The organism is Antarctobacter sediminis (assembly GCF_019218285.1).
Lineage (GTDB): Bacteria > Pseudomonadota > Alphaproteobacteria > Rhodobacterales > Rhodobacteraceae > Antarctobacter > Antarctobacter sediminis.
Genome location: NZ_JAHUZG010000001.1, coordinates 1,244,265 through 1,270,907, shown reverse-complemented (window position 1 = coordinate 1,270,907; position 26,643 = coordinate 1,244,265). Strand labels below are relative to the sequence as shown.

Sequence of the window (26,643 nt, the reverse complement as noted above, 5' to 3'; positions counted from 1 at the left end):
TTCGGGGTTTAGTGGAAAACGGCGTCGGGGTCGTCGAGACTGTCCGAGCCTTCGATGACGATGCCATTGGCGCCCAGCACGGCGACCACGCGTTCGATGCTGCGGGTCTGGTCGATTAGGCCGTTGACGCCGCCCATGACCAGCGCCTCGCCGGCGGCAGAGCCGCGTTCCAGCATCATGTCATAGGCAAAGCCCGCCTCGGCGGCGGATTTGATCCGGCCAAGCGCCATCATGGTATGTGCCAGCTTGCCCTTCATTTCGGCATCGAGGGCGGCATCGGTTTCGGCAACGAGGTCCGACAGCGAAGGCCCCGAGACCAGCGCGCCGTCGATCCGGACGTATTCGCCAAGATAGACGTTCTGGATGCCCAGCCCGTCGTAGTAATGGCTGTTGTGGGTATTGTCGGAAAAGCAGTCGTGCTCTTCTTCGGGGTCGTTCAGCATCAGGCCAAGGCGCATCCGTTCGCCTGCCTGTTCGCCGTAGGAAAGCGACCCCATGCCGGTCAGGATCGCGGTGATCCCGGCGGGTTCGTCCGCCAGCAGGGTTGTGCGGGCCTCGCCGCCCTCGGCCCATTGCGCGGCCATCCATTCAAGGTCCGAGACCAGCAGGTCGGTCGCCGCCTTGAGGTAATCGCCACGGCGGTCACAATTGCCGCCCGTGCAGGCATCGCCCTGCGCGTAATCGGTCCAGGGGCGGTTGCCTGCGCCCGGGGCATGGCCGTTCAGATCCTGCCCCCAAAGCAGGAATTCGATCGCGTGATAGCCGGTGGCCACATTGGCCTCGACCCCGTCGGCCTCGTGCAGCGTTTCTGCCAGCAGCGCCGGGGTGATTTCGGTCGCGTCCACGGTGGCGCCCGAAATGCTCAGCGCGGGCGAGGCGACGACGTTCAGCACCGCCAGCGCGTTTTCGTCGCTGGGGCCGCCATAGGTCATGTCGACATAGTCGATCAGGCCTTCGTCCAGCGGCCATGCGTTCACCTTGCCTTCCCAGTCGTCGACGATGGCATTGCCAAAACGAAAGACCTCGGATTGCTGATAGGGCACGCGGGCGGCGAGCCATGCGGTTTTCGCGGCCTGAAGGGTTTCGGCCGAGGGGGCGGCGATCAGGGCGTCAACCGCGGTTTGCAGGCGCTGGGCGGCGATCAGGCTGTCGCTATAGACCGCTTCGGCGATGTCGGCGTAGGTGTCCAGAACGTCGGCCTTGTTGACCTCGGCAAAGGCGGCGGTGCCCAGTGTCAGGGCCAGCACGCTGGTTGCGGCGGTCAGGGTTGTCTTGCGTTTCACTGTCTTTGGTCCTTTTGGCGTTTGCTAGTGCAGTGTTTTGTTATGGGGATGGGTGGGGGCCGTCCTGCGCGGGGCCATGGCGGTCATCCGGCGCAGGGCCAGCCCGAAATCCTCGGCCAGACCGGCCAGCATTCCGGCCATGTCGGGCCGCACCAGTGTCATGGCCAGCAGCTGGGCGTCTTCGCGCGCGCCTTCGCTGGCGTAGCCGATCAGCGTGGCGAAACAGCTTTCGTCGGCGCCAAGGCATTTGCAGGTCACATGGTGGCGCATCAGCGGGCGGCGGCCATGGCGGGCACAGAGATCGCAAAGCGATTCAAAGGCGCCAAGGGCCTGCCGTCCCTGTTCCGACCCAAGGTGGCGGGCAAAGTCGTTCCATACCTCGGCCCGGGCGGCAGCGCCGTCGTTCCACAGGCGCAGGTAGAGGACCGCGCCGGTTTCGACCGGACCAAGGTCCGACAGATGGCCGACGGGCGCACCGCCTCTCTGGACCATACCGCTCATTTCGTGAGGATCAGTTTGCCGGCGCGGGTGATGCGCAGGACATACAACTGGTCGGCCAGCCGGATGCGGGCAAGGTCTCCGCCCTCGGTCAGGTCGCGGGCGTCATAGACGGGCAGCGGCTCGGCGTCGGCGGTGTGTGGCAGGCTGTTCAGTCCCATGTCCGCCCCCCGGTCTTGCCTTCGAGCCGGTCGAACAGGCGTTCGATCTGGAACAGGGTTGAAAAGCCGATCGGGGCCGGCCGCCGGTCGCCTTCGCCCGGGGTCCGGTGATCTGCGGCGGTGTCGCTGGCGTTCAGCATCTTGGGTCTCCGCGTGCCGGATTGCAGGGTTGGCTTGGCCCGGATTCGACCGGGCTGGCTAGGATGGCTTTAAGCTGACTTTTTTAGTAGGGTTTGTCAATCCGACAAAAATAATCGGATTTTGCGGCGAGGTGTTCAGGAGGTGGGTAAAGCGGGGCTCAGGCGAAACGGTTCAGCCAATCGCGGGCCGGACGTTCGACAAGGTGATAGCCCAATACGGACCCTGCCAGCACCACCAGCCCGACAATGGGCCAGCCCGGCGCAGGGATCCCCAGCTTGGGCAGCAGGTCGTAACACAGCACGATTACAAAGACATGGATCATGTAGGTGGAATAGGAAATCTCGCCCAGGTAGACCATGACGCGGCTGTTGGTGGGCAACCATGCGGCGCGCGACAGGCAGGCCCCCGCCACGATCAGCAGGCAGAAGGGCAGCAGCAATTCATAGCCCGGATCGCTTTGCGCCACAATTACCGGCAGGGTCAGCACCCCCACCAGTCCGGCCCCCAGCGCGAGCGAAGGCGATACGCCGGGGGCCACCCGGCGCAGGATCATGCCCAGCACGAACAGCGGCAGGATACGCAGGGCCCCGAAATCCCATGTCAGGTGCAGAAAGGCGGTCTTGCCCAGCGATACCGCGAAAAGATGCACCGCCAGCGCGCTGGCCGCGAAGGCAAGGCATAGCAGCCACGTCGGATAGACCCGCACCGCCAGCAGCCCGAACAACAGGTAGGCAAAGAACTCGGCCGAAATCGTCCAGCTTGGCCCGTTCAGCACCAGCCCGTCCGTCACGGCCCAGGCATGTACCAGCAAAACCGAAGCAAGCGCGCCGTCATGGCCGTGGCCGCCCGCGACAGCCAGTGCAAGGAAAAGCAACAGCATCACAAGGTGCAGCGGATAGATCCGGGCCAGCCGTTTGACCATGAAACGGCGCAGCGAAAACCGACCCTCGGCAATCTGGCGTTCGTACACATGCAGGATGATGAAACCCGAGAGGATGAAAAAGAAATCCACCCCGCGGGCACCGTTTTCCACGATGTCCCAGAACAGACCGCCGTCCGCGCCCGTGCGGGCCTTGACGTGGAAAAGGAACACCCAGAAGGCCGCGAAAAAGCGAAAGGCGGTCAGGCTGCGCAGATCCGCCGCCAGCGCCGGGCCGGCGTGGCCTGCGCCCGGGGGCGCGAGGGGCGGGGCATCCTGAGTGGTCATCGGGTCGTCACCGGGTGGTTTGCCCGGTCACTGGGCCATGCGAAGATGGCAGGGCTTGGGCAGCAAGGCGCGTTTTCGATGGAATCGGCGCGGGCAGGGGTCACGCCGCAGGCAGCCAGACGCGGAACAGCGCGCCGCCCTCGGGCGCATTCCCGGCCGAAATCAGCCCGCCGGCACGTTGCACCAGCGTTTGCGAAATCGACAGACCCAGCCCGGTGCCTTCGCCCTGCTTGGTGGTGAAAAACGGATCAAAGACCGCCTCGGCCATGCCTTCGGACAGGCCCGGGCCGCTGTCCTGCACACTCAGGCAGACACCCGGCCGCCCGTTACGGGTTTCGGCCGACAGGCCAAGCGTCAGTTTCCCGTCATGTCCCATGGCTTGCAGCGCGTTCATGATCAGATTGATGATGACCTGCTGCATTTCGCCGGGGTCGGCGCGGACCTCGGGCGCGTCCTCCAGCCGGGTTTCCACGGTGATGGCGCTTTTCGACAGCACATGTTCCACCAGCAGCAGGCAATCCGAGACGAGCGGCGTCAGAGACACCACGTCCTCGTAGCCGTGAAACTCGCCGGGACGGGCGAATTGCAACAGCTTGCCCACCATGGCGGCAATGCGCGCCACTTGCCGGTCAACCAGATCCAGTTCGGTCCTGACCGGTTCGGCCCGAGCGCCCAGCGTTTCGCGGATCACGTCGACATTGCCCTGAATCACCGCCACGGGGTTGTTGATCTCATGCGCGACACCGGCGGTGATTTCACCGATCGAGGCCAGTTTCTCGTTCATCACCAACTGGCGATAGGTTTCTTCCAGCTTGGCATTGGCCTCGCGCAGTTCGGCGGTGCGTTCCTCGACCCGCTGGTTCAGTTCGTCCGCCCAAGCGCGCAGGCGGGCATCGCGGTCCTGCACCTGTCCCAGTAGGTCGTCCAGATGCGCCGCGACCTGACCGATTTCGTCCCGTGCGCCGACATCGCCATAACGCGCCGACAGGTCGCCGCGGCCCACCCGGCGCATGGTCTGGTTGATGCGCTCCAGCGGGGCAAAGATTCCGCGCGCCATGGTCAGGAACAGCGGGGCCGACAGCACCAGAACTCCGACGAAGGCGGCCAGCATCCACAGGACGGCGCGCCGCTTGGCCGCGGTAAACGGGGCCTCCAGAAAGCCGACGTAAAGCATTCCGACCCGCTCGCCAAAACTGTCGGTCAGCGGCAGATACCCCGAGATGTACCAGTCATTGACCACGAAAGCGCGGTCGAGCCACGTCTGCCCGTCGCCCAACACGGCCTGACGGACCACGGCAGACACCCGTGTGCCCAAGGCGCGCACATCTTCGAACAGCCGCACGTTGGTCGAGACCCGCACATCGTCAAGAAACAGCGTGGCGGTGCCCTGCCGTTCGCCGCCGGTGACGGCGTTGAGATAGACCAGCGCGTTGATCGTATCGATGAATTGCAGGTTGCGGTTCAAAAGAATCCCGCCGACCAGCACGCCGGTGTGGCCATCCAGCTGAACCGGGGCCGCCGAATGCACCACCATGCCGCGATCCTCGGCGGTGCGTTCGGTGGGAACGGCGGCCTCTGTCTCGATCAGGGGAATGCGGGCGATGGTATCCAGACGCCCCGGAAAGGCCGCAAGATCCTGACCCGAGAAGATGTCGATCTCGGTGGCTGGCGTGCCGTTCAGCCCGGCCACGATCACTGGCCAGCGCGAGGGATCGCCAAGCGCGGCCTCTTCGGGCAGGTAATAGAGGAAATCCAGCGCCAGAACCTCGCGTTTTTCCGCGAGATAGCTGTTCAGCAGGTGCGGCGCGCCGTCCAGCACACGGCCGAACTCGGCGCTTTCCGACACCCCGCGCAGCTCCTCTCCCGTGGTCTCCATGATCCGCGCAAGATATTGTTCGGCAATGCGCAGGTCGGATTCCACGTTTCCGATCAGCAGCGCGTCGTAATCGGCGGTCCAGCGCGTCATGCCAAGGATCAGCAAGAGCGGCATGAGCACCGTCAAGGGGGCCAGCGCCAGCACCAGCAGGCGCAGGCGCACCGAGGGCGCGCGCCGCAGCGCCCGCCGGGCCCGATCAGTCGTCGAGCGACCCATGGATCGCGAATTGCTCAAGCCCGGCGGCCTGTGCCTCGATCACGCGGAAAGCCTCGCGCACGCCAGAGTCGGTCAGTTCGCGCGCGACGGTCAGCAGGGTATTGGCGGGGTGATCCTCGCAAAGATCGGCCATGTGCGAGATCTCTTCGGCGGCGACCGGGCGGGCGGCCTCGACCGAGGGCGCACCGTAATAGGTGACGAAATGCCGGGCCAGAAGGTCGGTCAGGGTTTCGACTTCGGCGGGTTCCGCTTCGGTCACGGCGACAAAGGTCACACGTCCGCCGGTTTCCAGCCCCAGCCAACCGTTGGCAAAGGCCTGGCGGGCCTTGCCGGCAAGGTCGCCCTCGGTCCAGTTGGAAAACTCGAACCCGCCCGATATGCACCATTCGCCGGTGCGGGCCGGGCTGGCAAAGACGTTCATGTCGCTTTCGTCGAAATGGATGGCGCGAGCCAGTTTCATGGCGCTTCCTCCAGCAGGTGGGTCAGCGGGATAAGATGGGTTGTCTCGGCATCGCGCAGCAGCATGCCAAAGTCTTCGTCGACACCAAGGAATGTGCCGGACCAGCCGTCCTGCACCACGGTTTCGCCCAGTCCGTGGGCCAATCCGCGCCATTCGGTATGCAGCGGTTTCGCGCCTTCGGATTCCCAACGCGCGATCCAGTTCAGCGTGTGCCGCGCCCATGCTTCGATCAACCGTTCGGGTTGTACGTCTGCGCAGCCTTCTTCGTACAGCGCGGTCTGGTCGGGTACGTCGCCGGGCACCGAGGCCAGCGTCAGCGGCAGGTCAAAGCCCACCACCAGCCAGTCGGGCACGTCGGATTCCTCCTGCGCCGAGGCACAGGAACGGAAGGCACCGCAGGCCGCGCCGTTGATCAGGATGCCCCCGGCCCATGCAAGGTGAACCGCTACCTCGGGCGGGGCCAGCGCGCCAAGCGCGTTCTGAAAACCCACGCCGCAGAGGGGCAGCATGGTCATCGCCTTGGCCAGCGGGACCTCGGGCGTCATCACCAGAGCCGCGCCCATGCGGTCGGCGGCAACGCGGTAACAGACCAGTCCCGCGTCACAGCCCCGGATGGCGCGCATCACCGCGCCATCGAAGGGATCGCCGCCCACCTCTTCGCCGCTCATGGCGGGGGGGAAGGTCAGCGGTTCGGCGATCTTGCTCATGCGACGCCTCGTGCCACCAGCGCGCTTGCGACGGCGTGGAAGGCCTGTGCCTGCGGGCTGTCCGGTTGGCTGGTGACGATGGGCGCACCACCGTCCGAGGCAAGCCGGATCTGAAGATCCAGCGGCACTTCGGCCAACAGGGGAACACCCAGCTTGGCGGCCTCGGCGGCGACACCGCCGTGCCCAAAGACATGTTCCTCATGTCCGCAGTTGGAACAGATATGCGTGCTCATGTTTTCGATCATACCAAGGATCGGGACATTTAGCTGCCTGAACATGTCGATGCCCTTGCGCGCGTCCAGCAAGGCCACGTCCTGCGGTGTGCTGACCACGATGGCGCCGTCCACATGGGCCTTTTGCGACAGGGTCATCTGCACGTCGCCAGTGCCCGGCGGCAGATCGACCAGCAGCACGTCCAGTGCGCCCCATTGCACCTGCATCATCATCTGTTGCAGCGCGCCCATCAACATCGGCCCGCGCCAGACCACGGCCTGATCCTCATTCGTCATCAGGCCGATGGACATCATGGTGACGCCGTGATTGCGCAGCGGCAGGATGGTCTTGCCGTCGGGCGAGGCGGGCCGACCGGACACGCCCAGCATACGCGGCTGCGAGGGCCCGTAGACATCGGCATCCAATAGGCCCACGCGGCGGCCCTGCGCGGCCAGCGCGCAGGCAAGGTTCGACGATACGGTCGATTTGCCAACACCGCCCTTGCCGCTGGCGATGGCGATGATGTGATCCACGCCGGGGATCTTCTGTGGTCCCTGCGGTTCGGCCTTTTTCTTCATGCCAAGGTCTGGCGGGGCCTTTTCCGAATGGCCGGTCAGCACGATGGCAACCTTTTCGACGCCATCCAATGCGCCCAGTTTCGCCTCGGCCTCGGCCTTGACGGCCTCATAGGCCTTGGCGTGCTGCGGGGCGATTTCCATGACAAAACGAACGGTGCCGCCATCCACGTTCAAGGCCCGCATGACGCCGCTGGCGACGATGTCGCTGCCGGCCACCGGGTCCTTGATCGCCTTCAGCGCCTCCAGAACGGTTTCGCGCCCGATGGTCATCTGGCTCATTCCTGTCCCTTGATCTCGCCGGTGATCTCATGGGTCAGACCCAGTTCGGGGATCGTGACCACCGCTTTGACCTCATAGCTCTTGCCGGCGGTTTCCGCACCGCGCATCGCCTCTTCGATGGCCTGCTGCGAGGTCACGCCGACCTGCTTCAGAAACTTGCGCATCGACATGTTGAAATCGTCGCTCATGGTCTGGTTCCTTTCATTTGACCTTTGGCGGGGCGGGGGCCTAGCATGACCCGATGACCCTGCGCCTTTCGTTCATCTCTTGCGGACTGGCCATCGGCCTGTCGCTTGTTCCCCTGTCGCTTGCCGCCCAGGATGGCCCGCGTCCGGTGCAATTGCACGCGCCGCAGGCCTTGGTTGACACCGGCCTGCTGAAACATATCCTGCCGCGCTTCACGCTCAAGACGCGCGTTCGCGTCACGCTTGTCGATGACCCGTCCAAGGCGGATATCACGCTGGGCGAGACGGGCAAGCCGCTCTTTGCCGGGCCAAGGGCGGTCTGGCACATGTCGGTTGCCTCGCCCGACCACGCGGGGACCGGCCGACTCGCGGACTGGCTGCTCTCGGAGGTGGGGGCCAATACCGTGGCCAGCTTTGCGCCCGAGGGCACCGCGCTGTTCGGTCCGCCCCCTGAGGTCGAGGCGGTTGTCGAGGCGGTCGAGATCGACGGCGACGCCAAGCTGGGGCACAGGATCAGCCGCGCCAAATGCATCCGTTGCCACGTCATCGACGAGGCGACGCGCGGCTTTGGCATCGGATCGACCCCCAGTTTCATGGTGCTGCGCGCGCTTCCCGACTGGGAAGAGCGGTTCTATGCCTTTTACGTGCTGAACCCGCACCCGGCCTTTACCGTGGTGGACGGGTTGACCTTGCCCTTTCCTGAAAACCGCCCGTCGCCCATCGCGCCGGTCCGGATGACACTGGAAGAGGTCGAGGCCATCGTGGCCTATGTCGCGGCCTTGCAGGCCGCCGACCTCGGCGCGCCGTTGCAGCATCAATAGGCTGGGGCCGGACCCGGTCAATGATCGCGCCGCTTTGACAGGTAGTCGTCGGTCGTGCGCACCTTGGGCCGGTCGCCCACGGCAAAGGGGTTGTCCGCGGCACCCATCTGCGCCTTGACGCGGCAATCGTCGCACATCTGGATCATGCGCAGCTTGCTTTCGTCCTGAAACATGGCGTGGCCGGTCAGTTTTTCGGTGATCCGTTCGATGGTGGATTTCGACCCGAAGAGCGTTCCGCAGTCGACACAGGCAAAGGGTTCTTCCTCGTTCAGAACCTGCTGCGACAGGGCCGTTTCGGTCAGGTCGAGACGAGGTTCGAGGCTGATCGCCTTTTCCGGGCAGATGGTCGCGCAGATGCCGCATTGCAGGCAGGCGTCCTCTTGGAAACGCAGTTGCGGCAGGTCCGGGTTGTCGCCAAGCGCGCCCGAGGGGCAGAGCGACACGCAGGACAGGCAGAGCGTGCAGGCATCCGTGTCCACCAGCACGGCCCCATAAGGCGCGCCTGCGGGCAGGGGCAGCGTTGCCTCTGCCCCGTGCAGGGCGCGGGCGGCCTGACGCGTGACCTGTCGCCGGGTGCCCAGAGGGCGCACGGGCTGGGCCACCGGGGCAGGGGCCGTTTCATCGTACAGCGCGTCTGACATGGCATCCGGGTCGGTCGTGTCCAACAGCACCACGCGCGCCGCGCCTCCGATGGCAGAGGCCAGCGCCAGTTGCGCGGCCAGCGCGTCGCGGTCGGTGGCCGGGCCGGGCAGCAACGTGACCGAAGCGAAACCAGCCGCCAGCGCCGCCACCGCCTCGGCATGGCCAAATGCGCCAAGGGCGGGCAGCTCCATCGGGATCACGTCGCGCGGCAAGCCGCGCCCGTGCCGGGCCGACAGGCGCAGCATCTCGGCCCCGTGGCTGTCATGCACCAGCAGGCGCGGCGCGGTGCCGCCCGCGTCAAGGTAGGCCTTGGCCAATGTCTGTACCCGGCGCAGCGTGTGATCCACCGGCGGTGCGTCATAGCTGATCGCGCCCGAGGGGCAGACCGCCGAACAGGCACCACAGCCCGCACAGATCATCGGGTCCACCGTCACGTGGTCGCCATCCGGCGAGATCGCCCCGGTGGGGCAAAGGTCCAGACAACGCGAACAGCCGGTCTGACCGGCGCGGGAATGCGCACAAAGCAGGGCCTCGGTCCGCACGTAAAGCGGCTTTTCGAAAGTGCCTACAAGGTGTGAGGCCGCCATGACCGCCGCCGCCACGGCAGGCGCGTGGCCCGGTTCGGCGCGCAAATAGCCTTCGCGCTTTTCATGTGCCGGGAACAGCGGGGGCCCTCCGCGCAGGTCGAGGATCACATCGCAATCCGAAACCCCGCCGTCGCGCGGTTCGGTCAGGGTCAGCGCGCCGCGCCCGCCGGGCTCGACTTGCCGCAAGGCGTCGATGGTCACCTTGAACTGACCCAGCGCGCCTTGCGCCTGCCGCAGCCGGCCGGTGATGACGTCAAAGGCGCGGCTGTCCGGCACGTCGGCCCCTTCGGGCAACAGCACTGTGACGCCTAGGTGTGGGGCAAGCTGTTCGGCGGCGGGCAGGGCGATTTCGGGTGCGCCAAGGATCAGGCACAGCCCTTCCGAGATCACATCCACCGTCTTTTCCGGGGCCGCCGGCAGCAGCCCCTCGGCGATCAGGGCGGACATTTTGGGTACTGCCGAGGCGGTATCGGCGCTCCACCCGGCGCGGTCGCGCAGATCCATTACCGGCGGGGCGGGCAGGCCCATTTCCTCGGCAAGGGCCTCGAAGACGCGCGACTCCTGTGAGCAGCAAAAAATTGTGTCACCCTGTTCAAGGGCCGCCGCGGCGCGGTCGATCTGCCGGGTGCAGAGGGCTGAACAGGGGGGCAGGACCTCTAGGCCGGTGGTGTCGGACAGGGCCTGCGACTCGATCTGCTGTGTGCCAAGACAGTCACATGTTATCAACGACTTGACCATGGTTTCGCCCTTCCTTCAAAGCCCGGTTGACGACGCCCGTTCGGCGTCATGCGGGCAAAGCCTAGCCACGATTCGCCGCCCTTCACAACCGGATAACGAGGTCCCGGATCGGACCAGCGGGGCGTAAATTTCAATGCTGCAATGCGGCTGATTCGGTGGCAGGTGCAGCACGGCTTTTCCAATAAAAATAGTCAGGTTGGACAATTCGTCCGAGGCCGCGCAGCGCCCTGTCGTGACCTGCCCAAAATGTCCGATCCGGACCTTGAATGCCGTCGTATGCCGTTTTTCGCTTTCGTCCCGGGGCCCTGCTGTCGCTTAATCCACGAAAGGAGAGACACTGTGATCCATAACCCGAAGGCGTACCGGACCGTGCCGCTAGGCATCGTGATGCGGCGGGCCCCTGGCGTGACGCGCTGGGCCAAATGGGTATGGACGGCCTCGGCCGTGCTGCCGGGGGCCGGACCTGCCGACTGGCGCGTGATGCGATCCGAAGACGAGGTCACCGAGTACCACGCCGCCACGTACCCGATGGAATTGCACGGGGCCGACACCGAGGCCTACCTGCACGAGTTGAGCGCGCAGGTGCCCAGTGTCTACGTGATCCTGCGTGAAGAAGGTGAGGGGGACTGCCCCTTGCAGGTGCTGACTGTCACCGCCTCGCCCTACGAGGCACAGGACTACGCCGACAGTGGCGAAGAGATCATCGAAAAGGTGCCGATGCCGCCAGCGCTCTTTGCCATGGTGGCCGACTTCGTCGAGGCCTTCCACGAGGAGCAGGTCTTTATCAAGCGCAAGCGCGACAAGAAGCGCATCGACCTTGAACAGGATGGTGTGGGCGATCCGCGCATCGGCAAGCTGGAGGACGTCTATGCCTCGCCCGCGCAACAGCGGAGGCGGATGCATTGAGCGACACGCGCGGGAATTTCTGGTCGCGCCGGCGCGCGGCGGTCGCGGCAGAGCAACAGGCCGAAGCGCTGGCGCAGGTTGCCGAGGCGCGCGCAGCCGAGGCCGCGGCCATCGAAGAACAGAGCGATGACGAGGTTCTTGAGGAGCTTGGCCTGCCCGCGCCGGAGGACATGACGGATCCGGCGCAGGTGCAGGAACTGCTGCGTTCGGTGGTGCCACAACGCCTGCGGACCCGCGCGCTGCGCCGCCTTTGGCGGCTGAACCCGGTGCTGGCGAATGTGGACGGTCTGGTCGATTACGGTGAGGATTTCACCGATGCGGCGCTGGCGGTCGAGAAGCTGCAAACCGTTTATCAGGTTGGCAAGGGCATGTTCGACAAGGCCGCTGAACAGGCCGAAGCCGAGGCGCGCGCTGCTGCTGCCCGGGACGCAGAACCCCCCGAGGCGGAGGCCTCAGAGGCGGAAGGCACCGCGCAGACCGCCGATGAGGCCCCGGATCAAGTCCGGGGCGCGCCCCCCGATACGGCAGATCCCGGCGCAGCGGGACCTGCCCCGGCCCCCGAGCCGGGGCCTTTGGCCGAGATCGGCGCGCCGACCGAACCAGAGGCCCCCGCCTCCGCATCGCGCCGGATGCGCTTTCGCTTTGAGACCGCCACATGACGACGGACAAGGACCAGATGACCAATACAGCCGAGACCCGCCAGATCGCCGAAGAGGACCGCCTGCGCGCCGATCTCTATAATTTCCTCGGGCTGCTGCTATCGGGGCCGCCGGACGAGATGCTGCTGGCGCAGACGGCGGGGCTTTCTGGCGATGATACCGAGATGGGGCAGGCCATCGGTACGCTGGCCAAGTTGGGCAAGGTCAGCAAACCCAAGACGGTGAGCAGCGAGTACAACAAGCTGTTCATCGGGCTGGGCCGGGGCGAACTGTTGCCCTATGCCAGCTATTATCTCACCGGTTTCCTGAACGAAAAGCCGCTGGCCGTCCTGCGGCAGGACATGGCGCGGCAAGGGTTGGAACGGGCGGACAACGTCTTTGAACCCGAGGACAACATCGCCAGTCTGATGGAGATGACGGGCGCGATGATCGTGGGCCGTTTTGGCGCGCCCGCCAGCCTCGAAACGCAGAAACAGTTCTTCAACAAGCACATCGGTCCCTGGGCCGGGCATTTCTTCTCGGATCTCGAAACCGCCAAGAACTCGGTCTTCTACGCCCCGGTCGGCACCGTCGGGCGGCTGTTCATGGAGATCGAGGCCGAGGCCTTCCGCATGAGCGCCCGGTGATCCGTGTTTCGCAGGGTGGGCGCCCCGGCGCGCACCTGTCCCCGGGAGGAGCGATCCTCCCTCAACCCGTGAAAGGAGAGACTTTCATGACCCAGGAAACCCAGGCTTCGCGCCGGACTTTCCTCAAGCTGGCAAGCGTATCGGCCCCTGCGGCCGCTGTGGCCATCGCCAGCGGCACCGCCGCCGAAGCCGGCCCGGCGGAGCCCGACCTGACATCGGAAAAGATGCAGGACACCGCGCACACCCGCGCCTTTTACGAGACCGCGCGCTTCTGAAGCGCGCCGCAGCGCCCGGAATTTCCGGACGAGGCATCCAACGGCCAAAGGCGACTGGTTGCGTGACGCCCGACTGCCCAAGGCCATCGTCACAGTCCTGCGCCCGTCAAACAGGCGCGTCAGGGAGAGAGAACCATGCTTAGGAAAAAGACCAACGGGGTTGCGCGACGCCCCCAGCGGACAAGTATCCTTTCCGAGGCCGCCAATGCCTCGGTTGACCGCCGCGCGTTCCTGCGCGGCTCTGGTCTGGCCATCGGTGGCATCGCCGCCATTGCCGCCACCGGCGGCACCGTGAAACCGGCCAGCGCCGCCTCTGCCGCCGCCCTTGGCGCGGTCGAGCTCAAGAAATCAGTCTGCACCCATTGTTCTGTGGGCTGCACCGTGGTTGCCGAAGTCAGCGATGGCGTCTGGATCGGGCAGGAGCCCGGTTGGGACAGCCCGTTCAACCTGGGCGCCCATTGCGCCAAGGGGGCCTCGGTCCGCGAACACGCCCATGGCGAACGCCGCCTGAAGTACCCGATGAAGAAAGAGAACGGCGAATGGGTCCGTATCTCGTGGGAGCAGGCGATCACCGAGATCGGTGACGGCATGATGAAGATCCGCGACGAAAGCGGACCTGACTCCGTTTACTGGCTGGGTTCGGCGAAGCATAACAACGAACAGGCCTACCTGTTCCGCAAGTTCGCTGCCTACTGGGGTACGAACAACGTCGACCACCAGGCCCGGATCTGTCACTCGACCACCGTTGCGGGTGTTGCGAACACATGGGGCTACGGCGCCATGACCAACAGCTACAACGACATGCACAACTCCAAGGCCATCTTTATCATCGGTGGCAACCCGGCCGAGGCGCACCCCGTCTCGCTCCTGCACGTGTTGCGCGCCAAGGAGATGAACAACGCCCCGCTGATCGTCTGCGATCCGCGCTTTACCCGTACCGCGGCCCATGCCGATGAATATGTCCGCTTCCGTCCGGGCACCGATGTTGCGCTGGTCTGGGGTATTCTCTGGCACATCTTCGAGAACGGCTGGGAGGACAAGGAGTTCATCCGCACCCGTGTCTGGGGCATGGACCAGATCAAGGAAGAAGTGGCCAAGTGGACGCCCGAAGAGGTCGAGCGTGTCACCGGCACTCCCGGCAGCCAGCTGCGCCGCGTGGCGCGCACCATGGCCAACAACCGTCCCGGCACGGTGATCTGGTGCATGGGTGGCACGCAGCACACCAACGGCAACAACAACACCCGTGCCTACTGCATCCTGCAACTGGCGCTGGGCAACATGGGCACCTCTGGCGGCGGCACCAACATCTTCCGCGGCCACGACAACGTGCAGGGGGCAACCGACCTTGGCGTGCTGTCGCACACGCTGCCCGGCTACTATGGCCTTGCCAAAGGGTCCTGGCAGCACTGGGCGCGCGTCTGGGACGAGGATTTCGACTGGCTTGAAGGTCAGTTCGCCAAGACCACCGGTGCCGACGGCAAGGAAAAGAACCTGATGTTCGAGACCGGCATCCCGGTGTCGCGCTGGATCGACGGTGTTCTTGAAGACCCTGCCAACATGGACAACCCGGACAAGGTCCGCGCCATGGTCCTGTGGGGGCATGCGCCGAACTCTCAGACCCGTATGGTCGAGATGAAAAAGGCGATGGAGATGCTGGACATGCTGGTCGTGATCGACCCGTTCCCCACCGTCTCTGCCGTGCTGCATGACCGCGAGGATGGCGTCTACCTGCTTCCGGCGTCGACCCAGTTCGAAACCTATGGGTCGGTCACGGCATCCAACCGTTCGATCCAGTGGCGTCAGCAGGTGGTCAAGCCGCTGTTCGAATCCAAGCCCGATCACGAGATCATCGGCCTGTTCGCGCAGAAATTCGGCTTTCACGACCGGTTGTTCCGCAACATCGCGTTGGAAGATGACGGCATCACGCCGAACATCGAAGACACGCTGCGCGAGATCAACCGGGGCATGTGGACCGTGGGCTATACCGGCCAGTCGCCGGAACGCATCAAGCTGCACATGGAAAACCAGCACACCTTCGACCGTACCACGCTGCAAGCCGTGGGTGGCCCGGCGGATGGCGATTACTACGGTATGCCGTGGCCATGCTGGGGCACTGCGGACATGAAGCACCCGGGCACGCCGAACCTCTACGACATGTCCAAGCCTGTTGCCGAGGGCGGCCTGACCTTCCGCGCCCGTTTCGGGGTGGAACGCAATGGCGACAACCTTCTGGCGGACGGCGTCTATTCGGTGGGTTCGGAGATCCAGGACGGATACCCGGAATTCACCATGCAGATGCTCATGGATCTTGGCTGGGACGGTGACCTGACCGAGGAAGAGCGCGCCGTGATCGACGGTGTCGCCGGGCCCAAGACCAATTGGAAAACCGACCTTTCGGGCGGCATCCAGCGGGTTGCGATCAAACATGGCTGCGCCCCCTTCGGCAACGCCAAGGCCCGTGCGGTTGTCTGGACCTTCCCGGACCCGGTGCCGATCCACCGCGAACCGCTGTACACCAACCGTCGCGACCTTGTGGCCGATTATCCGACCTACGAGGACCGCAAGTTCTATCGTCTGCCGACCATGTATGCGTCGATCCAGAAGCAGGACTTCAGCCAGGATTACCCGATCATCCTCACCTCCGGCCGTCTGGTCGAATACGAGGGCGGCGGGGACGAAACCCGGTCGAACCCATGGCTTGCGGAACTTCAGCAGACCATGTTCGTCGAGGTGAACCCGCGCGACGCCAACAACCTTGGCATCCGTGACGGTGCAGATGTCTGGGTCGAAGGCCCGGAAGGCGGCAAGGTCAAGGTCATGGCCATGGTCACACCACGGGTCGGCGAAGGCGTTGCCTTCATGCCGTTCCACTTTGGCGGTCATTTCCAGGGCGAGGACCAGCGGTCCAAGTACCCGGATGGCGCGGACCCCTACGTTCTGGGCGAAAGCACCAACACCGCACAGACCTACGGCTACGACTCGGTCACCCAGATGCAGGAGACGAAATGTACTCTCTGCAAGATCACCGCAGCGTAAGGAGAAACAGACATGGCACGATCCAAATTCCTCTGTGACGCCGAGCGCTGCATCGAATGCAACGCCTGTGTCACGGCTTGCAAGAACGAGCACGAGGTGCCGTGGGGGATCAACCGCCGACGGGTGGTGACGATCCAGGACGGCTCTCCGGGTGAACGGTCGATCTCGGTCGCCTGCATGCACTGTTCGGATGCGCCCTGCATGGCCGTCTGCCCGGTGGATTGCTTCTACCAGACCGAAGAAGGCGTGGTCCTGCACTCCAAGGATCTTTGCATCGGTTGCGGCTATTGCTTCTATGCGTGCCCCTTCGGCGCGCCGCAGTTCCCGCAGGCGGGCAACTTCGGTTCGCGCGGCAAGATGGACAAATGCACCTTCTGCGCCGGTGGCCCGGAAGAAACGCATTCCACCGCCGAGTTCGCCAAATACGGGCGCAACCGGATCGCCGAGGGCAAACTGCCCATCTGCGCCGAAATGTGCTCGACCAAGGCGCTGCTGGCCGGTGACGGCGACGTTGTCTCGGCCATCTACCGCGAACGCGTCGTAGCGCGCGGCTTTGGCTCGGGCGCCTGGGGTTGGGGCACCGCCTACGACCAGAAAGGCGGCTGAGCCCGCTGGGCGGGGCCTTGTCCCGCCCTATCCTTTTTCATCAGGGCAGGGGCCCGGCATGTCCGGGCCTCTCGCCGATGCAGCTTCATGACGCCTTGGGTATTCGGTGCCGCGCTTTCGGACGCCGTGCCCCCGGCGTGACTCTTCGACGGGGACAGTCATGTCAAAACGATCCAGCGGTTTCGGTTGGTTCATGGTTCTGGTGGCCGCGCTTGCGGCGCTTGCCTTCTTCTTCAAGCCGCCCGCCGTGTCGGGCCCCGATCCGGATGTGCTGGCCGAGGCGCGCAAGGCCACCGGCGGCGCGCAGACATTGGAAGACATCCTTGCACGCCAGCGTGGCGAGAAGGTTGATCTCAGTTTCCGGCGCGAATTCGGCGCCCCCGAGGCGGCCGCAGGCCTGCCCGGACAGCTTGGCCCGGTGGGCGGTGCCTCTGATCCTGACCTCTGGCGCGCGCTGCGCTATGATGCGGCGGACATCAAGGTTTCTGCCGGTGGCGAGGTCGCAAAGGTGCTGGTGCAGGACGGCGGTATGAGTTGGTACAGCTTCCGCAAGAATACCTTGGCACCCTATGGCGGCTGGCTGCTGCTGGGCACCATCGGCGCCTTGGTGCTGTTCTTCCTGTTCCGTGGCCGGATCAGGGTCGACGAACCCATGACGGGCCGCACGGTGACTCGCTTTCAGGCGATCGAACGGTTTGCCCATTGGCTATTGGCGGGGTCTTTCGTGCTGTTGGGCCTCAGCGGGCTGCTGGTGCTTTTCGGCCGGTTCGTGATCCTGCCGACACTGGGGCCAGAGGTGAACTCACAACTGCTGATCGCGTCGAAATTCATTCACAACAACCTTGCGTGGCCCTTCATGCTGGGCCTGACGATGGTGTTCGTCATGTGGGTCTGGCACAATATTCCCGACCGCACCGACATCACCTGGTTCAAGCAGGCGGGCGGCATCATCGGCAAGAACCACCCCCCGGCCAAGAAGTTCAACGGCGGTCAGAAGATCATCTTCTGGTCGGTCATCCTGCTGGGTGTGTCGATCTCGCTTTCGGGGCTTTCGCTGTTGTTTCCCTTTGAATTGCCGCTGTTTGCCAAGACCTTTGCGATCCTGAACGACACCGGCCTGCCGCAGTGGATCGGATTCGGCGTGCTGCCGACCGATCTTGCACCGCAAGAGGAAATGCAGCTGGCGCAGGCATGGCACGCCATCGTGGCCTTCCTGTTCATGGCCATCATCATCGCGCATATCTACATCGGCTCGATCGGGATGGAGGGCGCGTTCGACGCCATGGGCTCGGGCGAGGTCGACGAGGCATGGGCGCATCAGCACCACTCGATCTGGCTGGACGAGGTCAAGGCGCGCGACGCCAAGGCTGGCAAGACCCCGGATGCCGGGGCCACCCCGGCGGAATGATGCGGGCCGCCGCGCTCCTCTTGTTCCTTGGGCTGCTGGTGCCGCCCGCATCGGCGGAGGAGTTCACCACGCTCAAGGGCCATGGCGGCCCGATCATGGCGCTGGCCATCGCACCGGGGGGGGCGGTGACCAGCGCCAGTTTCGACAACTCGCTGGGGCTGTGGTCCGGGCGGCAGGCCGATTGGCTGGAAGGTCATGACGCTGCGGTAACGGCGCTGACATGGGGCGCGGGCGGTGCGCTGGTGTCCGGGGGGGACGATTTCGCCGTCCGGCAATGGCAACCAGTCAAACGGTTGCTGGGGCGGCACAAGGGCAAGGTCACATCGCTTGCCGTCTCGCCTGACGGCGGTTTTGTCGCCAGCGGCAGTTGGGACGGAAGCATCCGCCTGTGGCCGCTGATCCCGGCAGGACGCGAGGGCGAACTGGCCTATCCCGGAGCGGGCGTGAACGCGCTCGGCTTTTCCGCGGATGGACGCCATCTGTACGCGGCGACCTCCAAGGGGGTGCTGTGGCAATACGACCTGCAAAAGGGGGGCGCACCGCTGCCTCTGGTCGAACATGGATTTGGCATCAACCGGCTGAGCGTCGGGGACGGCTGGATCGCCTATGGTGCGGTGGATGGCGGCACACGGGTGATCGACGCAGAGACCGGCGCGCAGATCGCGGATTTCACGCTGGACCGGCGACCGATCCTTGCGCTGGCATGGCACGCGCCCACGGGGCAACTGGCCGTGGGGGATGGGCATGGCTACATCATGATGGTGGACACAGGGGCGTGGCGCATCACCCGCGACTTCCGCGCGATGCGGCACGGGCCGGTCTGGGCGCTGGCTTTTTCGCCGGATGGGCAGACGATCTATGCCGGTGGGCTGGACGATGTGGTTTATGCTTGGCCTGTTGCGCTGCTGGATGAACTGGACGCGCCCGACGGTTCGGGCCAGCGCAGCTTTCTGCGAGACCCGGCCACCATGTCGAACGGCGAACGCCAGTTCATGCGCAAATGTTCGATCTGCCATGCACTGACAAAGGGCCCGTCGCGCCGTGCCGGGCCGACCCTGTTCGGTGTCTTTGGCCGCAAGGCAGGCAGCTTGCCCGGATACGGTTACTCGGACACGCTGAAATCGGCGGAATTCACATGGACGGATCAGACCATTGATGCGCTTTTCGACGAGGGGCCTGATCATTACATACCGGGATCAAAGATGCCGATGCAGGTGATCGCCCAGCCCTCGGACAGGGCGGATCTGATCGCCTTCCTCAAATCTGCAACGCAAGGAGACACGAAATGAAAGCCATGCTCGCGGGGTTTACCGCGATGATCCTGCTGGCCGTCGGCGCCTGGTACGGACTGAACGAACTGGGCTTTTCGTCGGCGGACCGCAACAGCGGTGCCAATGTCCGGCTCGACTGAGCCGCGGCACCGGGTAGACTGACCTTCATGACACCACTGGACGACTACGGTCAGACCCTCGCGGGCGCTTCGGTGCTTGTGGTGGATGACGAACCGGGGATGCGTAATTTCCTGGCCAAAACGCTTGGGCCGCGCGTGCGCCGCGTGGCCGAGGCCGGCTCGGCCCGTGAGGCGACCGAACGGTTGGACGAGGCACAGTTCGACGTGATCGTGGTCGACAACAAGATGCCGGGCGGATCCGGCATAGACTGGGTGACGGAACAGCGCCGCAAGGGGCTGTATTCCGAAACCGTGCTGATCACGGCCTATGCGGATCTGGAAACAGCCATCGCCGCGTTGCGCGCCGGTGTCAGCGATTTTGTCCTGAAACCCTTTCGCGCCAATCAACTGGTCGGTGCCGTGGCCCGGACGCTGGACCGCGGCGCCTTGCGGCGGGACAACCGGCTGCTGCGTCATGCGTTGGGGGCCGAAGGAGAAACCCGCCTTCTGGGACGTTCAGCGCCGATGCAGGCGGTGCGGGCCATGCTGGAAAAGCTGGCGCCGCTGCCGACACCGGTGCTGTTCACTGGCGCAACCGGCACGGGCAAGGAGCTGGCGGCCCGCACCCTGCACCAGATGGGCGGGCGGTCTGACCGGCCTTTCGTTGCCGTCAACTGTGCGGCCATTGCACCGGACCGCATCGCCGCCGAACTGTTTGGCGAGGTCGAAGGCGACCGCCTGCGCCCCGGTCTGTTCATGCTGGCCGATGGCGGAACGCTCTTCCTCGACGAGGTGGCGCAGATGTCGGAAACCCTGCAAGCCGCGCTACTGCGCGTGCTGGAAGATCAGCGCGTGCGCCCCATCGGGGCCGAACGCGAGATGCCGCTGAACCTGCGCCTGACCTTTGCGACCAACACGGATCTGGACAAGGCAGTGGCCGAAGGACGGTTCCGTGCCGACCTGTATCACCGCATCAATATCCTGCGGATCGAGATGCCGCCGTTGCGCGAACGATCCGAGGATATTGTCGAACTGGCGGCGCTGTTCATCGGGCATTTTTCGACGGCACTGGGGCTTCCGGCGCTGAAACTGGACGATGAAACGTTGATGAAGCTTAGCCGCTATCCGTGGCCGGGCAATGTGCGCGAACTGCGCAATCTCGTGGAACGGTCCATAATCCTTGGAAATTTCCCGGATGAATTCGCAGGCAGCGGATCCGTGACCGGGGTGCAGGCGATCGAAAACCTCGATCTTGTGATGCAGCGCCACATTATGCACGTGCTGGAGCTGTCGGGGGGCAATCGCGCCGAGGCGGCAAGGCGATTGGGGGTTTCGCGCAAGACCGTGGATCGCAAAGTGGCCAGCTGGGGGGAGTGACCCCGCGCGGTGCCTTTCCGTGCCCGATCCTAAATTGTGCATAATCATGTATTTTTTTCGGGCAGGGCGGGTCAGTTTGACCCACCTCTTGCCACATGTTTTTGCAAAAAGGGTCATTCTGTCCCGCAATTTCACTTGCGAACAGCGGGCTGCATTTCATACCCTGCCACCAGGGAGGGGCCTTGGTCCCGGAAATTTTGCATAAGGGTGCAGGGATCGAATGGGGGAAGCACTGGGCGTTGCGATGATGCTCGTCCTCTCGGGCGATGCCGACCTGCTTGAGATCGTGGGTCTGTCGCTGCGCGTCAGCCTGTCGGCGACGCTGGCAGCCTGTGCCATCGGTCTGCCGCTGGGCGCATTGATCGCGACCACGCGCTTTGCCGGGCGGGGGGCGGTTCTGGTCCTCATGAATGCGCTGATGGGACTGCCGCCGGTGGTGGTGGGGCTGATCGTTTATCTGCACCTGTCGCGCGCCGGTCCGCTGGGCTTTCTGAGCCTGCTTTATACGCCCACGGCGATGATCATCGCTCAGACCATCTTGATTGCCCCGATCGTTGCCGCCCTGTCGCGGCAGGTTATCGAAGACATGCATGCCGAATATGCCGATCACTTCCGCTCGCTCTGCCTGAGCGCGCGTCAGACCGTACAGGCGTTGCTGTGGGACGCGCGTTATGCGCTGATGACCGTTGCACTGGCCGGGTTTGGCCGTGCCGTGGCCGAGGTGGGCGCGGTCATGATCGTCGGCGGCAATATCGACCATCTGACCCGGGTCATGACCACCGCCATCGCGCTGGAGACATCCAAGGGCGACCTGCCGCTGGCGCTGGGGTTGGGCATCGTGCTGATGATCATCGCCCTTGGCGTCAATGCCCTTGTGTACAGCCTGCGCCTGACCGCCACGAGACAAGCCTATGCGTGAAGCCATCATCCACGGACCCGAAGCCCTGACGCGGGGCGCTGTTCCGGCCTCGAACCTCTTGCCGCTCCGGGTCGAGGGGCTGACGCTGGATCTTGGCGGTCGGCGTATCCTTGACGGGCTGAACCTGACACTGGGACAGACTGGCTGCACTGTGCTTCTGGGGCCGAATGGGGCGGGGAAAACACAGCTTCTCAGGCTGTTGCACGGGCTTCTTCAACCGACGTCCGGAACGGTGGATTGGAACGGCACATCCCCGGCGCAGGCCATCGCGCGGCAGGCTCTGGTGTTTCAGAAACCGGTCTTGTTGCGCCGTTCGGTGGCGGCCAACGTGGATTTCGTGTTGAAATCGCGCCGGCGTCCGCGGGCGCGTCGTACCGAGTTGCTGGAACACGTCGGGCTGGCGCATAAGGCGCGGCAACCCGCGCGCCTGCTGTCGGGGGGCGAGGCACAGCGCCTTGCACTGGCCCGTGCGCTGGCCACCGATCCCGAGGTGCTGTTCCTTGACGAACCCACAGCCAGCCTTGACCCGACCTCTGTCTACCGGATCGAGGACATCATCCGCAAAGCCGTTCAGCAAGGCACCCGCGTGATCCTTGTCACCCATGACATCGGTCAGGCGCGTCGTCTGGCGGATGAGGTCGTCTTTCTGCACGGTGGCCGTGTCGCCGAGCAGGGGCCGGCCACCCGTTTCTTTGCCAAGCAACGCACCCCGGCCGCGCGCGCCTTTGTCTCGGGTGGGCTCGTGCTTTGATTTCCATGACATAACAACCAGACCGGAAGGACCTTTTCCATGAAACCGCTGACGCTGGCGGCGCTGCTTTGCGCCGTCTCTTTCCCCGTGTCCGCAATGGCCGAAAGCATCATCGTGCAGTCGACCACCTCGACCGCGAATTCGGGCCTCTATGATCACCTTTTGCCGATCTTCACCGCAGCCACCGGCACCGAGGTCAACGTGGTTGCCGTGGGCACCGGTCAGGCGATCCGCAACGCGCGCAACTGTGACGGTGACGTCCTGCTGGTGCATGCGAAACCGGCCGAGGAAAGCTTTGTCGCCGACGGGTATGGCACGCTGCGCACGGATCTGATGTATAACGATTTTATCATCGTTGGCCCGGCCTCGGACCCGGCCGGTGTTGCGGGTATGGACGACATCCAGCCGGCGCTGGAAAAGATCGCGGCGGCGCAGGCGCTGTTTGCGTCGCGCGGCGATGACTCGGGCACGCACAAGAAGGAGCGTGCGCTCTGGGGGGCGACCTCGGTCGATCCGGCCAGCGCATCCGGGGATTGGTATCGGGAAACCGGGTCCGGCATGGGCGCGACGCTGAACGCGGGTATCGGTATGGGGGCCTATGTCATGACCGACCGTGCAACCTGGATCAGCTTCAAGAACAAGCAGGATTACCAGATCGTCGTTCAGGGGGATGCGGATCTGTTCAACCAGTACGGAGTGATCCCGGTGAACCCCGAGAAATGCCCCTCGGTCAAGATCGAGGCCGCGCAGGGCTTTGCCGATTGGCTGCTGTCCGCGGACGGGCAAGCCGCGATTGCGGCCTACGCGGTGGACGGTCAGCAACTGTTCTTCCCCAACGCGCCGCAATAAGTTAGGTCACGGGGTCAGGACCTTCGCTGACCCCGTGACCCGATGCCCGAATTTCTCACCGTTGCCGAACTTGCCGAATTGCTGCGGCTGAAAGAGCGCAAGATCTATGATCTCGCCGCCTCGGGTGACGTGCCCTGTTCGCGGGCGACGGGCAAATTGCTGTTCCCCGAACGCGAAATCCGGGCTTGGATTGCGGAACACACCACCGGGACGCGGCAGGCCGACCCGCGCCCACCGATCCTGCTGGGCAGCCATGATCCCCTGTTGGACTGGGCGGTGCGGGAAAGCAGGTGCAACCTTGCCACCTATTTCGACGGATCGCTGGACGGGTTACAGCGGTTCCATGCGCGCGAGGGCGTGGCCTGCGGGCTGCATGTCTATCATGCCGGCGATGACCTTTGGAACCTGCCCAGCGTGGCCGACAGTGCGGACGCGGTTCTGGTCAGCTTTGCGCGCCGCCGTCGCGGCCTTGTCCTGCGCCCGGACGAAGAGCGCATCGAGCGTCTGGAGGATCTCAAGGGGCGACGTTTTGCACCGCGTCAGCCGCTATCCGGCACGGCGTCCCTGTTCCGGCACCTTGCCGGGGACGCGGGGCTGGGCGATGCCGACCTGTCGCTTACCCCGGTGTCGCGCACCGAAACAGAGGCGGTGCAGGCTGTCGCGCGGGGCGAGGCCGATGCCACCTTTGGGCTGGAAACGCTGGCCCGGGATTTTGGCCTGCGGTTCCTGCCGCTTGTCGAAGAATGTTTCGACCTCTTGATCGACCGCCGCGACTATTTCGAGGCGCCGGTTCAGGCGCTTTTGGACTTTTGCCGCGGGGATGTTCTGCGCGAGCAGGCGGAACGGTTGGGCGGCTACGACATCGCCACTTTGGGAGAGATCCGCTGGAACGCCTGAGCGGGCACATGAAGAACGGTTGATTTCGTACTGAAATCCCGTCGAAAAACCCTTTGAAGCGCCTTAAGCTTGCTGATCTGGCGGCGAAACTTCGGAAAATTCCCTGCATCGGGAACAGGCGCGAAACTTGCGTTTGTGCGGGAATCTGTATCTAATTCGAGATACGGGATAGTTTCCCGGGGGGATAGTAATGAAAAGCGATCTGACGGTCCGCCTCGCCGGGCGCCTGTCGGCGCTACGGGCTGCCCGTGGCTGGACGCTGGATCAACTTGCCGCTGCCAGCGGTGTCAGTCGCGCGGCGCTGTCGCGATTGGAAAATGCCGAGGTCAGTCCTTCGGCGGATGTTCTTTCGCGTCTGGCGGCGGCGCATGAAATGACCCTGTCGCGCCTCTTTGCCATGATCGAGGACGGGTTTTCCGCGCATGTGACCCGCGATGAACAGGCGGTCTGGCGGGATGGCGAAACCGGTCTGGCCAAGCGGTTCGTTTCACCGGCGGCGGCGGCGCTTGCCGGGGAGGTGGTCGAATGCAAGATGACCCCCAATTCCGAAATGGTGCAGGACTCGCCCGAGGTTGTCGGGCAGGAACATCACCTGATCCTGCTAAGCGGCTATCTGCATGTAAATCTTGACGGATCCGGCTATAATCTGGGTGCAGGCGACGCGCTACGCTATCGTGAACATGGCGAGGTGCGGCTGGTCACGGATCGCGGACAGGGCGCCAAATTCATGCTGGTCAGCGTTACCACCTGACCCAAGGGGGCCGATCCGAAGGGGGCCGATCCGCGCCGGGCAATGCCCGGCACAGCCTCAGCAATTGGGGACGTTGACTGCCAGCCCGCCCAATGAGGTTTCCTTGTATTTTTCGCTCATGTCATGGCCGGTCTGGCGCATGGTTTCGATGCAGGCGTCCAGCGGCACAAGATGCGTGCCGTCGCCTCGCAGCGACAGGGATGCCGCCGACACCGCCTTGATCGCGCCCAACCCGTTGCGTTCGATACAGGGAACCTGAACCAGCCCCTTGACCGGGTCGCAAGTCATGCCAAGGTGATGTTCCAGCGCAATTTCCGCTGCGTTTTCAACCTGCTCCGGTGTTCCGCCCATGACGGCGCACAGCCCGGCGGCCGCCATTGCGCTGGCGCTGCCGACCTCGGCCTGGCACCCCGCCTCGGCCCCCGAGATCGAGGCGTTATATTTCACCAGCCCACCGATCGCGGCGGCGGTCAGCAGGAATTCCGGGATGCGCGAACGGCTGGCACCGGGCACATGGTCCAGCCAATATCGGATCACCGCAGGCACGACGCCCGCCGCCCCATTGGTCGGCGCTGTCACCACCTGGCCACCGGCGGCGTTTTCCTCGTTCACTGCCATGGCGTAGACGCTCATCCAGTCATTGATCGTATGCGGCGCGCTCAGATTCATGCCCCGTTCCGCCAGCAGTTGATCATGAATGCCCTTGGCCCGGCGTTTGACGTTCAATCCGCCGGGCAGCACGCCTTCGTTTTCCAGACCCCGGTCGATGCAGTTTTCCATCACCTCCCAGATCCGGGCAACGCCCTTGTCCAGACTGTCGGCGCAGCCGCGAGAGACCTCGTTTGCCTGTTTCATCGCCGCGATGCTGCGCCCCGAAGTCTTTGCCATTTCAAGCATTTCCGCAGCGGTCTTGAAGGGGAAGGGGACGGGTGCGCCCTCATCCGTGTCCTTGCCCGCGGCCAGTTCGGCCTCGGTCAGGACAAAGCCGCCGCCGACCGAATAATAGGTTTCTTGCAGGATCACGTCGCCCTGCGCGTCAGTCGCCCGCAGGATCATACCGTTGGCATGGCCGGGCAGCGCCTGTTCAAAGTCAAAGACAAGATCGGTCGTGGGATCAAAGACCAGTGGCGGCAGGCCCGACGGGGTCACCCGATGGGTCTTGCGGATTTCATCCAGCGTGGCCTCGGCCTTGGCATGGTCGTAGGTTTCCGGGACAAAGCCGGCCAGCCCCAGAACCGTGGCCCGGTCCGTGGCATGGCCGACGCCGGTAAAGGCCAGCGACCCATGCAGCGACGCCCTGAGACCATGCACGGCAAACGGGGCTGCCCGCAGCCTGTCAAGGAAACGCGCGGCGGCCACCATCGGGCCCATGGTATGCGAAGATGACGGCCCGATGCCGACCTTGAACATTTCGAAGACGGAAAGAAACATGCGCGCTCCTTGGGTTTGCGCCCTCCTTTACCGCAGCGGCCAGCGACTGTGGCCCCCGAAAACGACATACGGGCCATCAAAGGCGCGCTTGATTGCTGCTCGCGTATCCGTGATCGAAGGGTGATGGAAAAACCCGAAACTTTCCCGAGACCCGCTCGTGGTTGTAAACA

The 26,643-nt window shown here is 64.5% G+C and carries 28 protein-coding genes; 16 read left to right on the top strand and 12 right to left on the bottom strand.

The annotated features are described in order from the left end of the window. Positions 1-8 precede the first annotated feature (8 nt). The 10 genes from KJP30_RS06110 to KJP30_RS06065 all read right to left on the bottom strand — a co-directional run bounded on the left by KJP30_RS06110 (position 9) and on the right by KJP30_RS06065 (position 7,807). A complete protein-coding gene (locus KJP30_RS06110; RefSeq protein ID WP_425515698.1) occupies positions 9-1,283 on the bottom strand; it encodes an imelysin family protein in 1,275 nt (424 codons plus the stop codon). 24 nt (positions 1,284-1,307) lie between these two features. Then, positions 1,308-1,784 carry a hypothetical protein gene (locus KJP30_RS06105; RefSeq protein WP_218448092.1) on the bottom strand — a complete coding sequence of 159 codons (477 nt, stop codon included), beginning with the start codon at positions 1,782-1,784 and terminating at the stop codon, positions 1,308-1,310. Next, positions 1,781-1,942 carry a hemin uptake protein HemP gene (gene hemP, locus KJP30_RS06100; protein ID WP_218448091.1) on the bottom strand — a complete coding sequence of 54 codons (162 nt, stop codon included), beginning with the start codon at positions 1,940-1,942 and terminating at the stop codon, positions 1,781-1,783. Before hemP ends, KJP30_RS06105 begins: the two co-directional genes overlap by 4 nt. Further along, a complete protein-coding gene (locus KJP30_RS06095) occupies positions 1,933-2,082 on the bottom strand; it encodes a hypothetical protein (RefSeq protein ID WP_218448090.1) in 150 nt (49 codons plus the stop codon). Before KJP30_RS06095 ends, hemP begins: the two co-directional genes overlap by 10 nt. A 158-nt stretch (positions 2,083-2,240) precedes the next feature. Then, on the bottom strand, positions 2,241-3,290 hold the full coding sequence (locus KJP30_RS06090; protein WP_218448089.1) for an acyltransferase family protein: 1,050 nt from the start codon (positions 3,288-3,290) through the stop codon (positions 2,241-2,243). A gap of 100 nt (positions 3,291-3,390) precedes the next feature. Continuing rightward, a complete protein-coding gene (locus KJP30_RS06085; RefSeq protein WP_218448088.1) occupies positions 3,391-5,382 on the bottom strand; it encodes a sensor histidine kinase in 1,992 nt (663 codons plus the stop codon). Next, the gene (locus KJP30_RS06080; protein WP_218448087.1) at positions 5,363-5,842 is read right to left on the bottom strand and encodes a DUF6505 family protein; all 480 of its coding nucleotides are present in this window, start codon (positions 5,840-5,842) and stop codon (positions 5,363-5,365) included. Before KJP30_RS06080 ends, KJP30_RS06085 begins: the two co-directional genes overlap by 20 nt. Next, on the bottom strand, positions 5,839-6,549 hold the full coding sequence (locus KJP30_RS06075; protein WP_218448086.1) for a biotin/lipoate--protein ligase family protein: 711 nt from the start codon (positions 6,547-6,549) through the stop codon (positions 5,839-5,841). Before KJP30_RS06075 ends, KJP30_RS06080 begins: the two co-directional genes overlap by 4 nt. Next, positions 6,546-7,610: an Mrp/NBP35 family ATP-binding protein gene (locus KJP30_RS06070; RefSeq protein ID WP_218448444.1), complete on the bottom strand. Its 1,065-nt coding sequence runs from the start codon at positions 7,608-7,610 to the stop codon at positions 6,546-6,548. The genes KJP30_RS06075 and KJP30_RS06070 overlap by 4 nt, the downstream gene beginning before the upstream one ends. A gap of 5 nt (positions 7,611-7,615) precedes the next feature. Next, on the bottom strand, positions 7,616-7,807 hold the full coding sequence (locus KJP30_RS06065; RefSeq protein WP_218448085.1) for a DUF6494 family protein: 192 nt from the start codon (positions 7,805-7,807) through the stop codon (positions 7,616-7,618). 53 nt (positions 7,808-7,860) lie between these two features. Here KJP30_RS06065 and KJP30_RS06060 point away from each other — a divergent pair, with 53 nt between their 5' ends. Then, a complete protein-coding gene (locus KJP30_RS06060; protein WP_218448084.1) occupies positions 7,861-8,625 on the top strand; it encodes a cytochrome c family protein in 765 nt (254 codons plus the stop codon). A 17-nt stretch (positions 8,626-8,642) separates the two neighbouring features. Here the strand turns inward: KJP30_RS06060 and KJP30_RS06055 are convergent, their stop codons facing one another. Continuing rightward, on the bottom strand, positions 8,643-10,592 hold the full coding sequence (locus KJP30_RS06055) for a 4Fe-4S binding protein (RefSeq protein ID WP_218448083.1): 1,950 nt from the start codon (positions 10,590-10,592) through the stop codon (positions 8,643-8,645). A gap of 369 nt (positions 10,593-10,961) precedes the next feature. Here KJP30_RS06055 and KJP30_RS06050 point away from each other — a divergent pair, with 369 nt between their 5' ends. The 15 genes from KJP30_RS06050 to KJP30_RS05985 all read left to right on the top strand — a co-directional run bounded on the left by KJP30_RS06050 (position 10,962) and on the right by KJP30_RS05985 (position 25,042). Beyond that, a complete protein-coding gene (locus KJP30_RS06050; protein WP_321206950.1) occupies positions 10,962-11,498 on the top strand; it encodes a DUF3305 domain-containing protein in 537 nt (178 codons plus the stop codon). Further along, the gene (locus KJP30_RS06045) at positions 11,495-12,157 is read left to right on the top strand and encodes a DUF3306 domain-containing protein (protein ID WP_218448082.1); all 663 of its coding nucleotides are present in this window, start codon (positions 11,495-11,497) and stop codon (positions 12,155-12,157) included. Before KJP30_RS06050 ends, KJP30_RS06045 begins: the two co-directional genes overlap by 4 nt. After that, on the top strand, positions 12,154-12,783 hold the full coding sequence (locus tag KJP30_RS06040) for a TorD/DmsD family molecular chaperone (RefSeq protein WP_218448081.1): 630 nt from the start codon (positions 12,154-12,156) through the stop codon (positions 12,781-12,783). The genes KJP30_RS06045 and KJP30_RS06040 overlap by 4 nt, the downstream gene beginning before the upstream one ends. An 86-nt stretch (positions 12,784-12,869) precedes the next feature. Next, entirely contained in the window at positions 12,870-13,058 is a 189-nt protein-coding gene (locus KJP30_RS06035) for a twin-arginine translocation pathway signal protein (protein ID WP_218448080.1), read from the top strand. A 135-nt stretch (positions 13,059-13,193) separates the two neighbouring features. Next, positions 13,194-16,094 (top strand): formate dehydrogenase subunit alpha, encoded by a 2,901-nt coding sequence (locus KJP30_RS06030; RefSeq protein ID WP_218448079.1) that lies wholly within the window; start codon positions 13,194-13,196, stop codon positions 16,092-16,094. Positions 16,095-16,106: 12 nt separating this feature from the next. Then, positions 16,107-16,700 (top strand): formate dehydrogenase FDH3 subunit beta, encoded by a 594-nt coding sequence (fdh3B, locus tag KJP30_RS06025; protein WP_218448078.1) that lies wholly within the window; start codon positions 16,107-16,109, stop codon positions 16,698-16,700. A gap of 160 nt (positions 16,701-16,860) precedes the next feature. Continuing rightward, positions 16,861-18,108, top strand: coding sequence for a formate dehydrogenase subunit gamma (locus tag KJP30_RS06020; protein WP_224874499.1), 1,248 nt, complete (start codon positions 16,861-16,863; stop codon positions 18,106-18,108). Next, positions 18,108-19,397, top strand: coding sequence for a c-type cytochrome (locus KJP30_RS06015; protein ID WP_218448442.1), 1,290 nt, complete (start codon positions 18,108-18,110; stop codon positions 19,395-19,397). Before KJP30_RS06020 ends, KJP30_RS06015 begins: the two co-directional genes overlap by 1 nt. Then, a complete protein-coding gene (locus KJP30_RS25040) occupies positions 19,394-19,519 on the top strand; it encodes a hypothetical protein (RefSeq protein WP_261332018.1) in 126 nt (41 codons plus the stop codon). The genes KJP30_RS06015 and KJP30_RS25040 overlap by 4 nt, the downstream gene beginning before the upstream one ends. Positions 19,520-19,546: 27 nt before the next feature. Next, positions 19,547-20,875: a sigma-54-dependent transcriptional regulator gene (locus KJP30_RS06010; RefSeq protein ID WP_218448077.1), complete on the top strand. Its 1,329-nt coding sequence runs from the start codon at positions 19,547-19,549 to the stop codon at positions 20,873-20,875. 220 nt (positions 20,876-21,095) lie between these two features. Further along, on the top strand, positions 21,096-21,794 hold the full coding sequence (locus tag KJP30_RS06005; RefSeq protein ID WP_218448076.1) for an ABC transporter permease: 699 nt from the start codon (positions 21,096-21,098) through the stop codon (positions 21,792-21,794). Next, positions 21,787-22,545 (top strand): ATP-binding cassette domain-containing protein, encoded by a 759-nt coding sequence (locus KJP30_RS06000; RefSeq protein WP_218448075.1) that lies wholly within the window; start codon positions 21,787-21,789, stop codon positions 22,543-22,545. The genes KJP30_RS06005 and KJP30_RS06000 overlap by 8 nt, the downstream gene beginning before the upstream one ends. 39 nt (positions 22,546-22,584) lie before the next feature. Further along, positions 22,585-23,394, top strand: coding sequence for an ABC transporter substrate-binding protein (locus tag KJP30_RS05995; protein WP_218448074.1), 810 nt, complete (start codon positions 22,585-22,587; stop codon positions 23,392-23,394). A 42-nt stretch (positions 23,395-23,436) separates the two neighbouring features. Then, positions 23,437-24,291, top strand: coding sequence for a substrate-binding domain-containing protein (locus tag KJP30_RS05990; protein WP_218448073.1), 855 nt, complete (start codon positions 23,437-23,439; stop codon positions 24,289-24,291). 190 nt (positions 24,292-24,481) lie between these two features. Next, positions 24,482-25,042 carry a helix-turn-helix domain-containing protein gene (locus KJP30_RS05985; RefSeq protein WP_218448072.1) on the top strand — a complete coding sequence of 187 codons (561 nt, stop codon included), beginning with the start codon at positions 24,482-24,484 and terminating at the stop codon, positions 25,040-25,042. Between the two features lie 57 nt (positions 25,043-25,099). Here KJP30_RS05985 and KJP30_RS05980 read toward each other — a convergent pair whose 3' ends face one another. Beyond that, complete coding sequence (locus KJP30_RS05980) at positions 25,100-26,473, bottom strand: L-serine ammonia-lyase (RefSeq protein WP_218448071.1); 1,374 nt, start codon at positions 26,471-26,473, stop codon at positions 25,100-25,102. Positions 26,474-26,643 lie beyond the last annotated feature (170 nt).

What these genes read in the sequence shown, in the direction of transcription:
- KJP30_RS06030 (WP_218448079.1), top strand. Translation starts at nt 13,194, where the DNA reads ATGCTTAGGAAAAAGACCAACGGGGTTGCGCGACGCCCCCAGCGGACA.
- fdh3B (WP_218448078.1), top strand. Translation starts at nt 16,107, where the DNA reads ATGGCACGATCCAAATTCCTCTGTGACGCCGAGCGCTGCATCGAATGC.
- KJP30_RS25040 (WP_261332018.1), top strand. Translation starts at nt 19,394, where the DNA reads ATGAAAGCCATGCTCGCGGGGTTTACCGCGATGATCCTGCTGGCCGTC.
- KJP30_RS05985 (WP_218448072.1), top strand. Translation starts at nt 24,482, where the DNA reads ATGAAAAGCGATCTGACGGTCCGCCTCGCCGGGCGCCTGTCGGCGCTA.
- KJP30_RS06000 (WP_218448075.1), top strand. Translation starts at nt 21,787, where the DNA reads ATGCGTGAAGCCATCATCCACGGACCCGAAGCCCTGACGCGGGGCGCT.
- KJP30_RS06075 (WP_218448086.1), bottom strand. Translation starts at nt 6,549, where the DNA reads ATGAGCAAGATCGCCGAACCGCTGACCTTCCCCCCCGCCATGAGCGGC.
- hemP (WP_218448091.1), bottom strand. Translation starts at nt 1,942, where the DNA reads ATGGGACTGAACAGCCTGCCACACACCGCCGACGCCGAGCCGCTGCCC.
- KJP30_RS05980 (WP_218448071.1), bottom strand. Translation starts at nt 26,473, where the DNA reads ATGTTTCTTTCCGTCTTCGAAATGTTCAAGGTCGGCATCGGGCCGTCA.
- KJP30_RS06105 (WP_218448092.1), bottom strand. Translation starts at nt 1,784, where the DNA reads ATGAGCGGTATGGTCCAGAGAGGCGGTGCGCCCGTCGGCCATCTGTCG.
- KJP30_RS06085 (WP_218448088.1), bottom strand. Translation starts at nt 5,382, where the DNA reads ATGGGTCGCTCGACGACTGATCGGGCCCGGCGGGCGCTGCGGCGCGCG.
- KJP30_RS06035 (WP_218448080.1), top strand. Translation starts at nt 12,870, where the DNA reads ATGACCCAGGAAACCCAGGCTTCGCGCCGGACTTTCCTCAAGCTGGCA.
- KJP30_RS06010 (WP_218448077.1), top strand. Translation starts at nt 19,547, where the DNA reads ATGACACCACTGGACGACTACGGTCAGACCCTCGCGGGCGCTTCGGTG.
- KJP30_RS06055 (WP_218448083.1), bottom strand. Translation starts at nt 10,592, where the DNA reads ATGGTCAAGTCGTTGATAACATGTGACTGTCTTGGCACACAGCAGATC.
- KJP30_RS06070 (WP_218448444.1), bottom strand. Translation starts at nt 7,610, where the DNA reads ATGACCATCGGGCGCGAAACCGTTCTGGAGGCGCTGAAGGCGATCAAG.
- KJP30_RS06015 (WP_218448442.1), top strand. Translation starts at nt 18,108, where the DNA reads ATGCGGGCCGCCGCGCTCCTCTTGTTCCTTGGGCTGCTGGTGCCGCCC.
- KJP30_RS05990 (WP_218448073.1), top strand. Translation starts at nt 23,437, where the DNA reads ATGCCCGAATTTCTCACCGTTGCCGAACTTGCCGAATTGCTGCGGCTG.
- KJP30_RS06005 (WP_218448076.1), top strand. Translation starts at nt 21,096, where the DNA reads ATGGGGGAAGCACTGGGCGTTGCGATGATGCTCGTCCTCTCGGGCGAT.
- KJP30_RS06080 (WP_218448087.1), bottom strand. Translation starts at nt 5,842, where the DNA reads ATGAAACTGGCTCGCGCCATCCATTTCGACGAAAGCGACATGAACGTC.
- KJP30_RS06020 (WP_224874499.1), top strand. Translation starts at nt 16,861, where the DNA reads ATGTCAAAACGATCCAGCGGTTTCGGTTGGTTCATGGTTCTGGTGGCC.
- KJP30_RS06040 (WP_218448081.1), top strand. Translation starts at nt 12,154, where the DNA reads ATGACGACGGACAAGGACCAGATGACCAATACAGCCGAGACCCGCCAG.
- KJP30_RS06095 (WP_218448090.1), bottom strand. Translation starts at nt 2,082, where the DNA reads ATGCTGAACGCCAGCGACACCGCCGCAGATCACCGGACCCCGGGCGAA.
- KJP30_RS05995 (WP_218448074.1), top strand. Translation starts at nt 22,585, where the DNA reads ATGAAACCGCTGACGCTGGCGGCGCTGCTTTGCGCCGTCTCTTTCCCC.
- KJP30_RS06065 (WP_218448085.1), bottom strand. Translation starts at nt 7,807, where the DNA reads ATGAGCGACGATTTCAACATGTCGATGCGCAAGTTTCTGAAGCAGGTC.
- KJP30_RS06090 (WP_218448089.1), bottom strand. Translation starts at nt 3,290, where the DNA reads ATGACCACTCAGGATGCCCCGCCCCTCGCGCCCCCGGGCGCAGGCCAC.
- KJP30_RS06060 (WP_218448084.1), top strand. Translation starts at nt 7,861, where the DNA reads ATGACCCTGCGCCTTTCGTTCATCTCTTGCGGACTGGCCATCGGCCTG.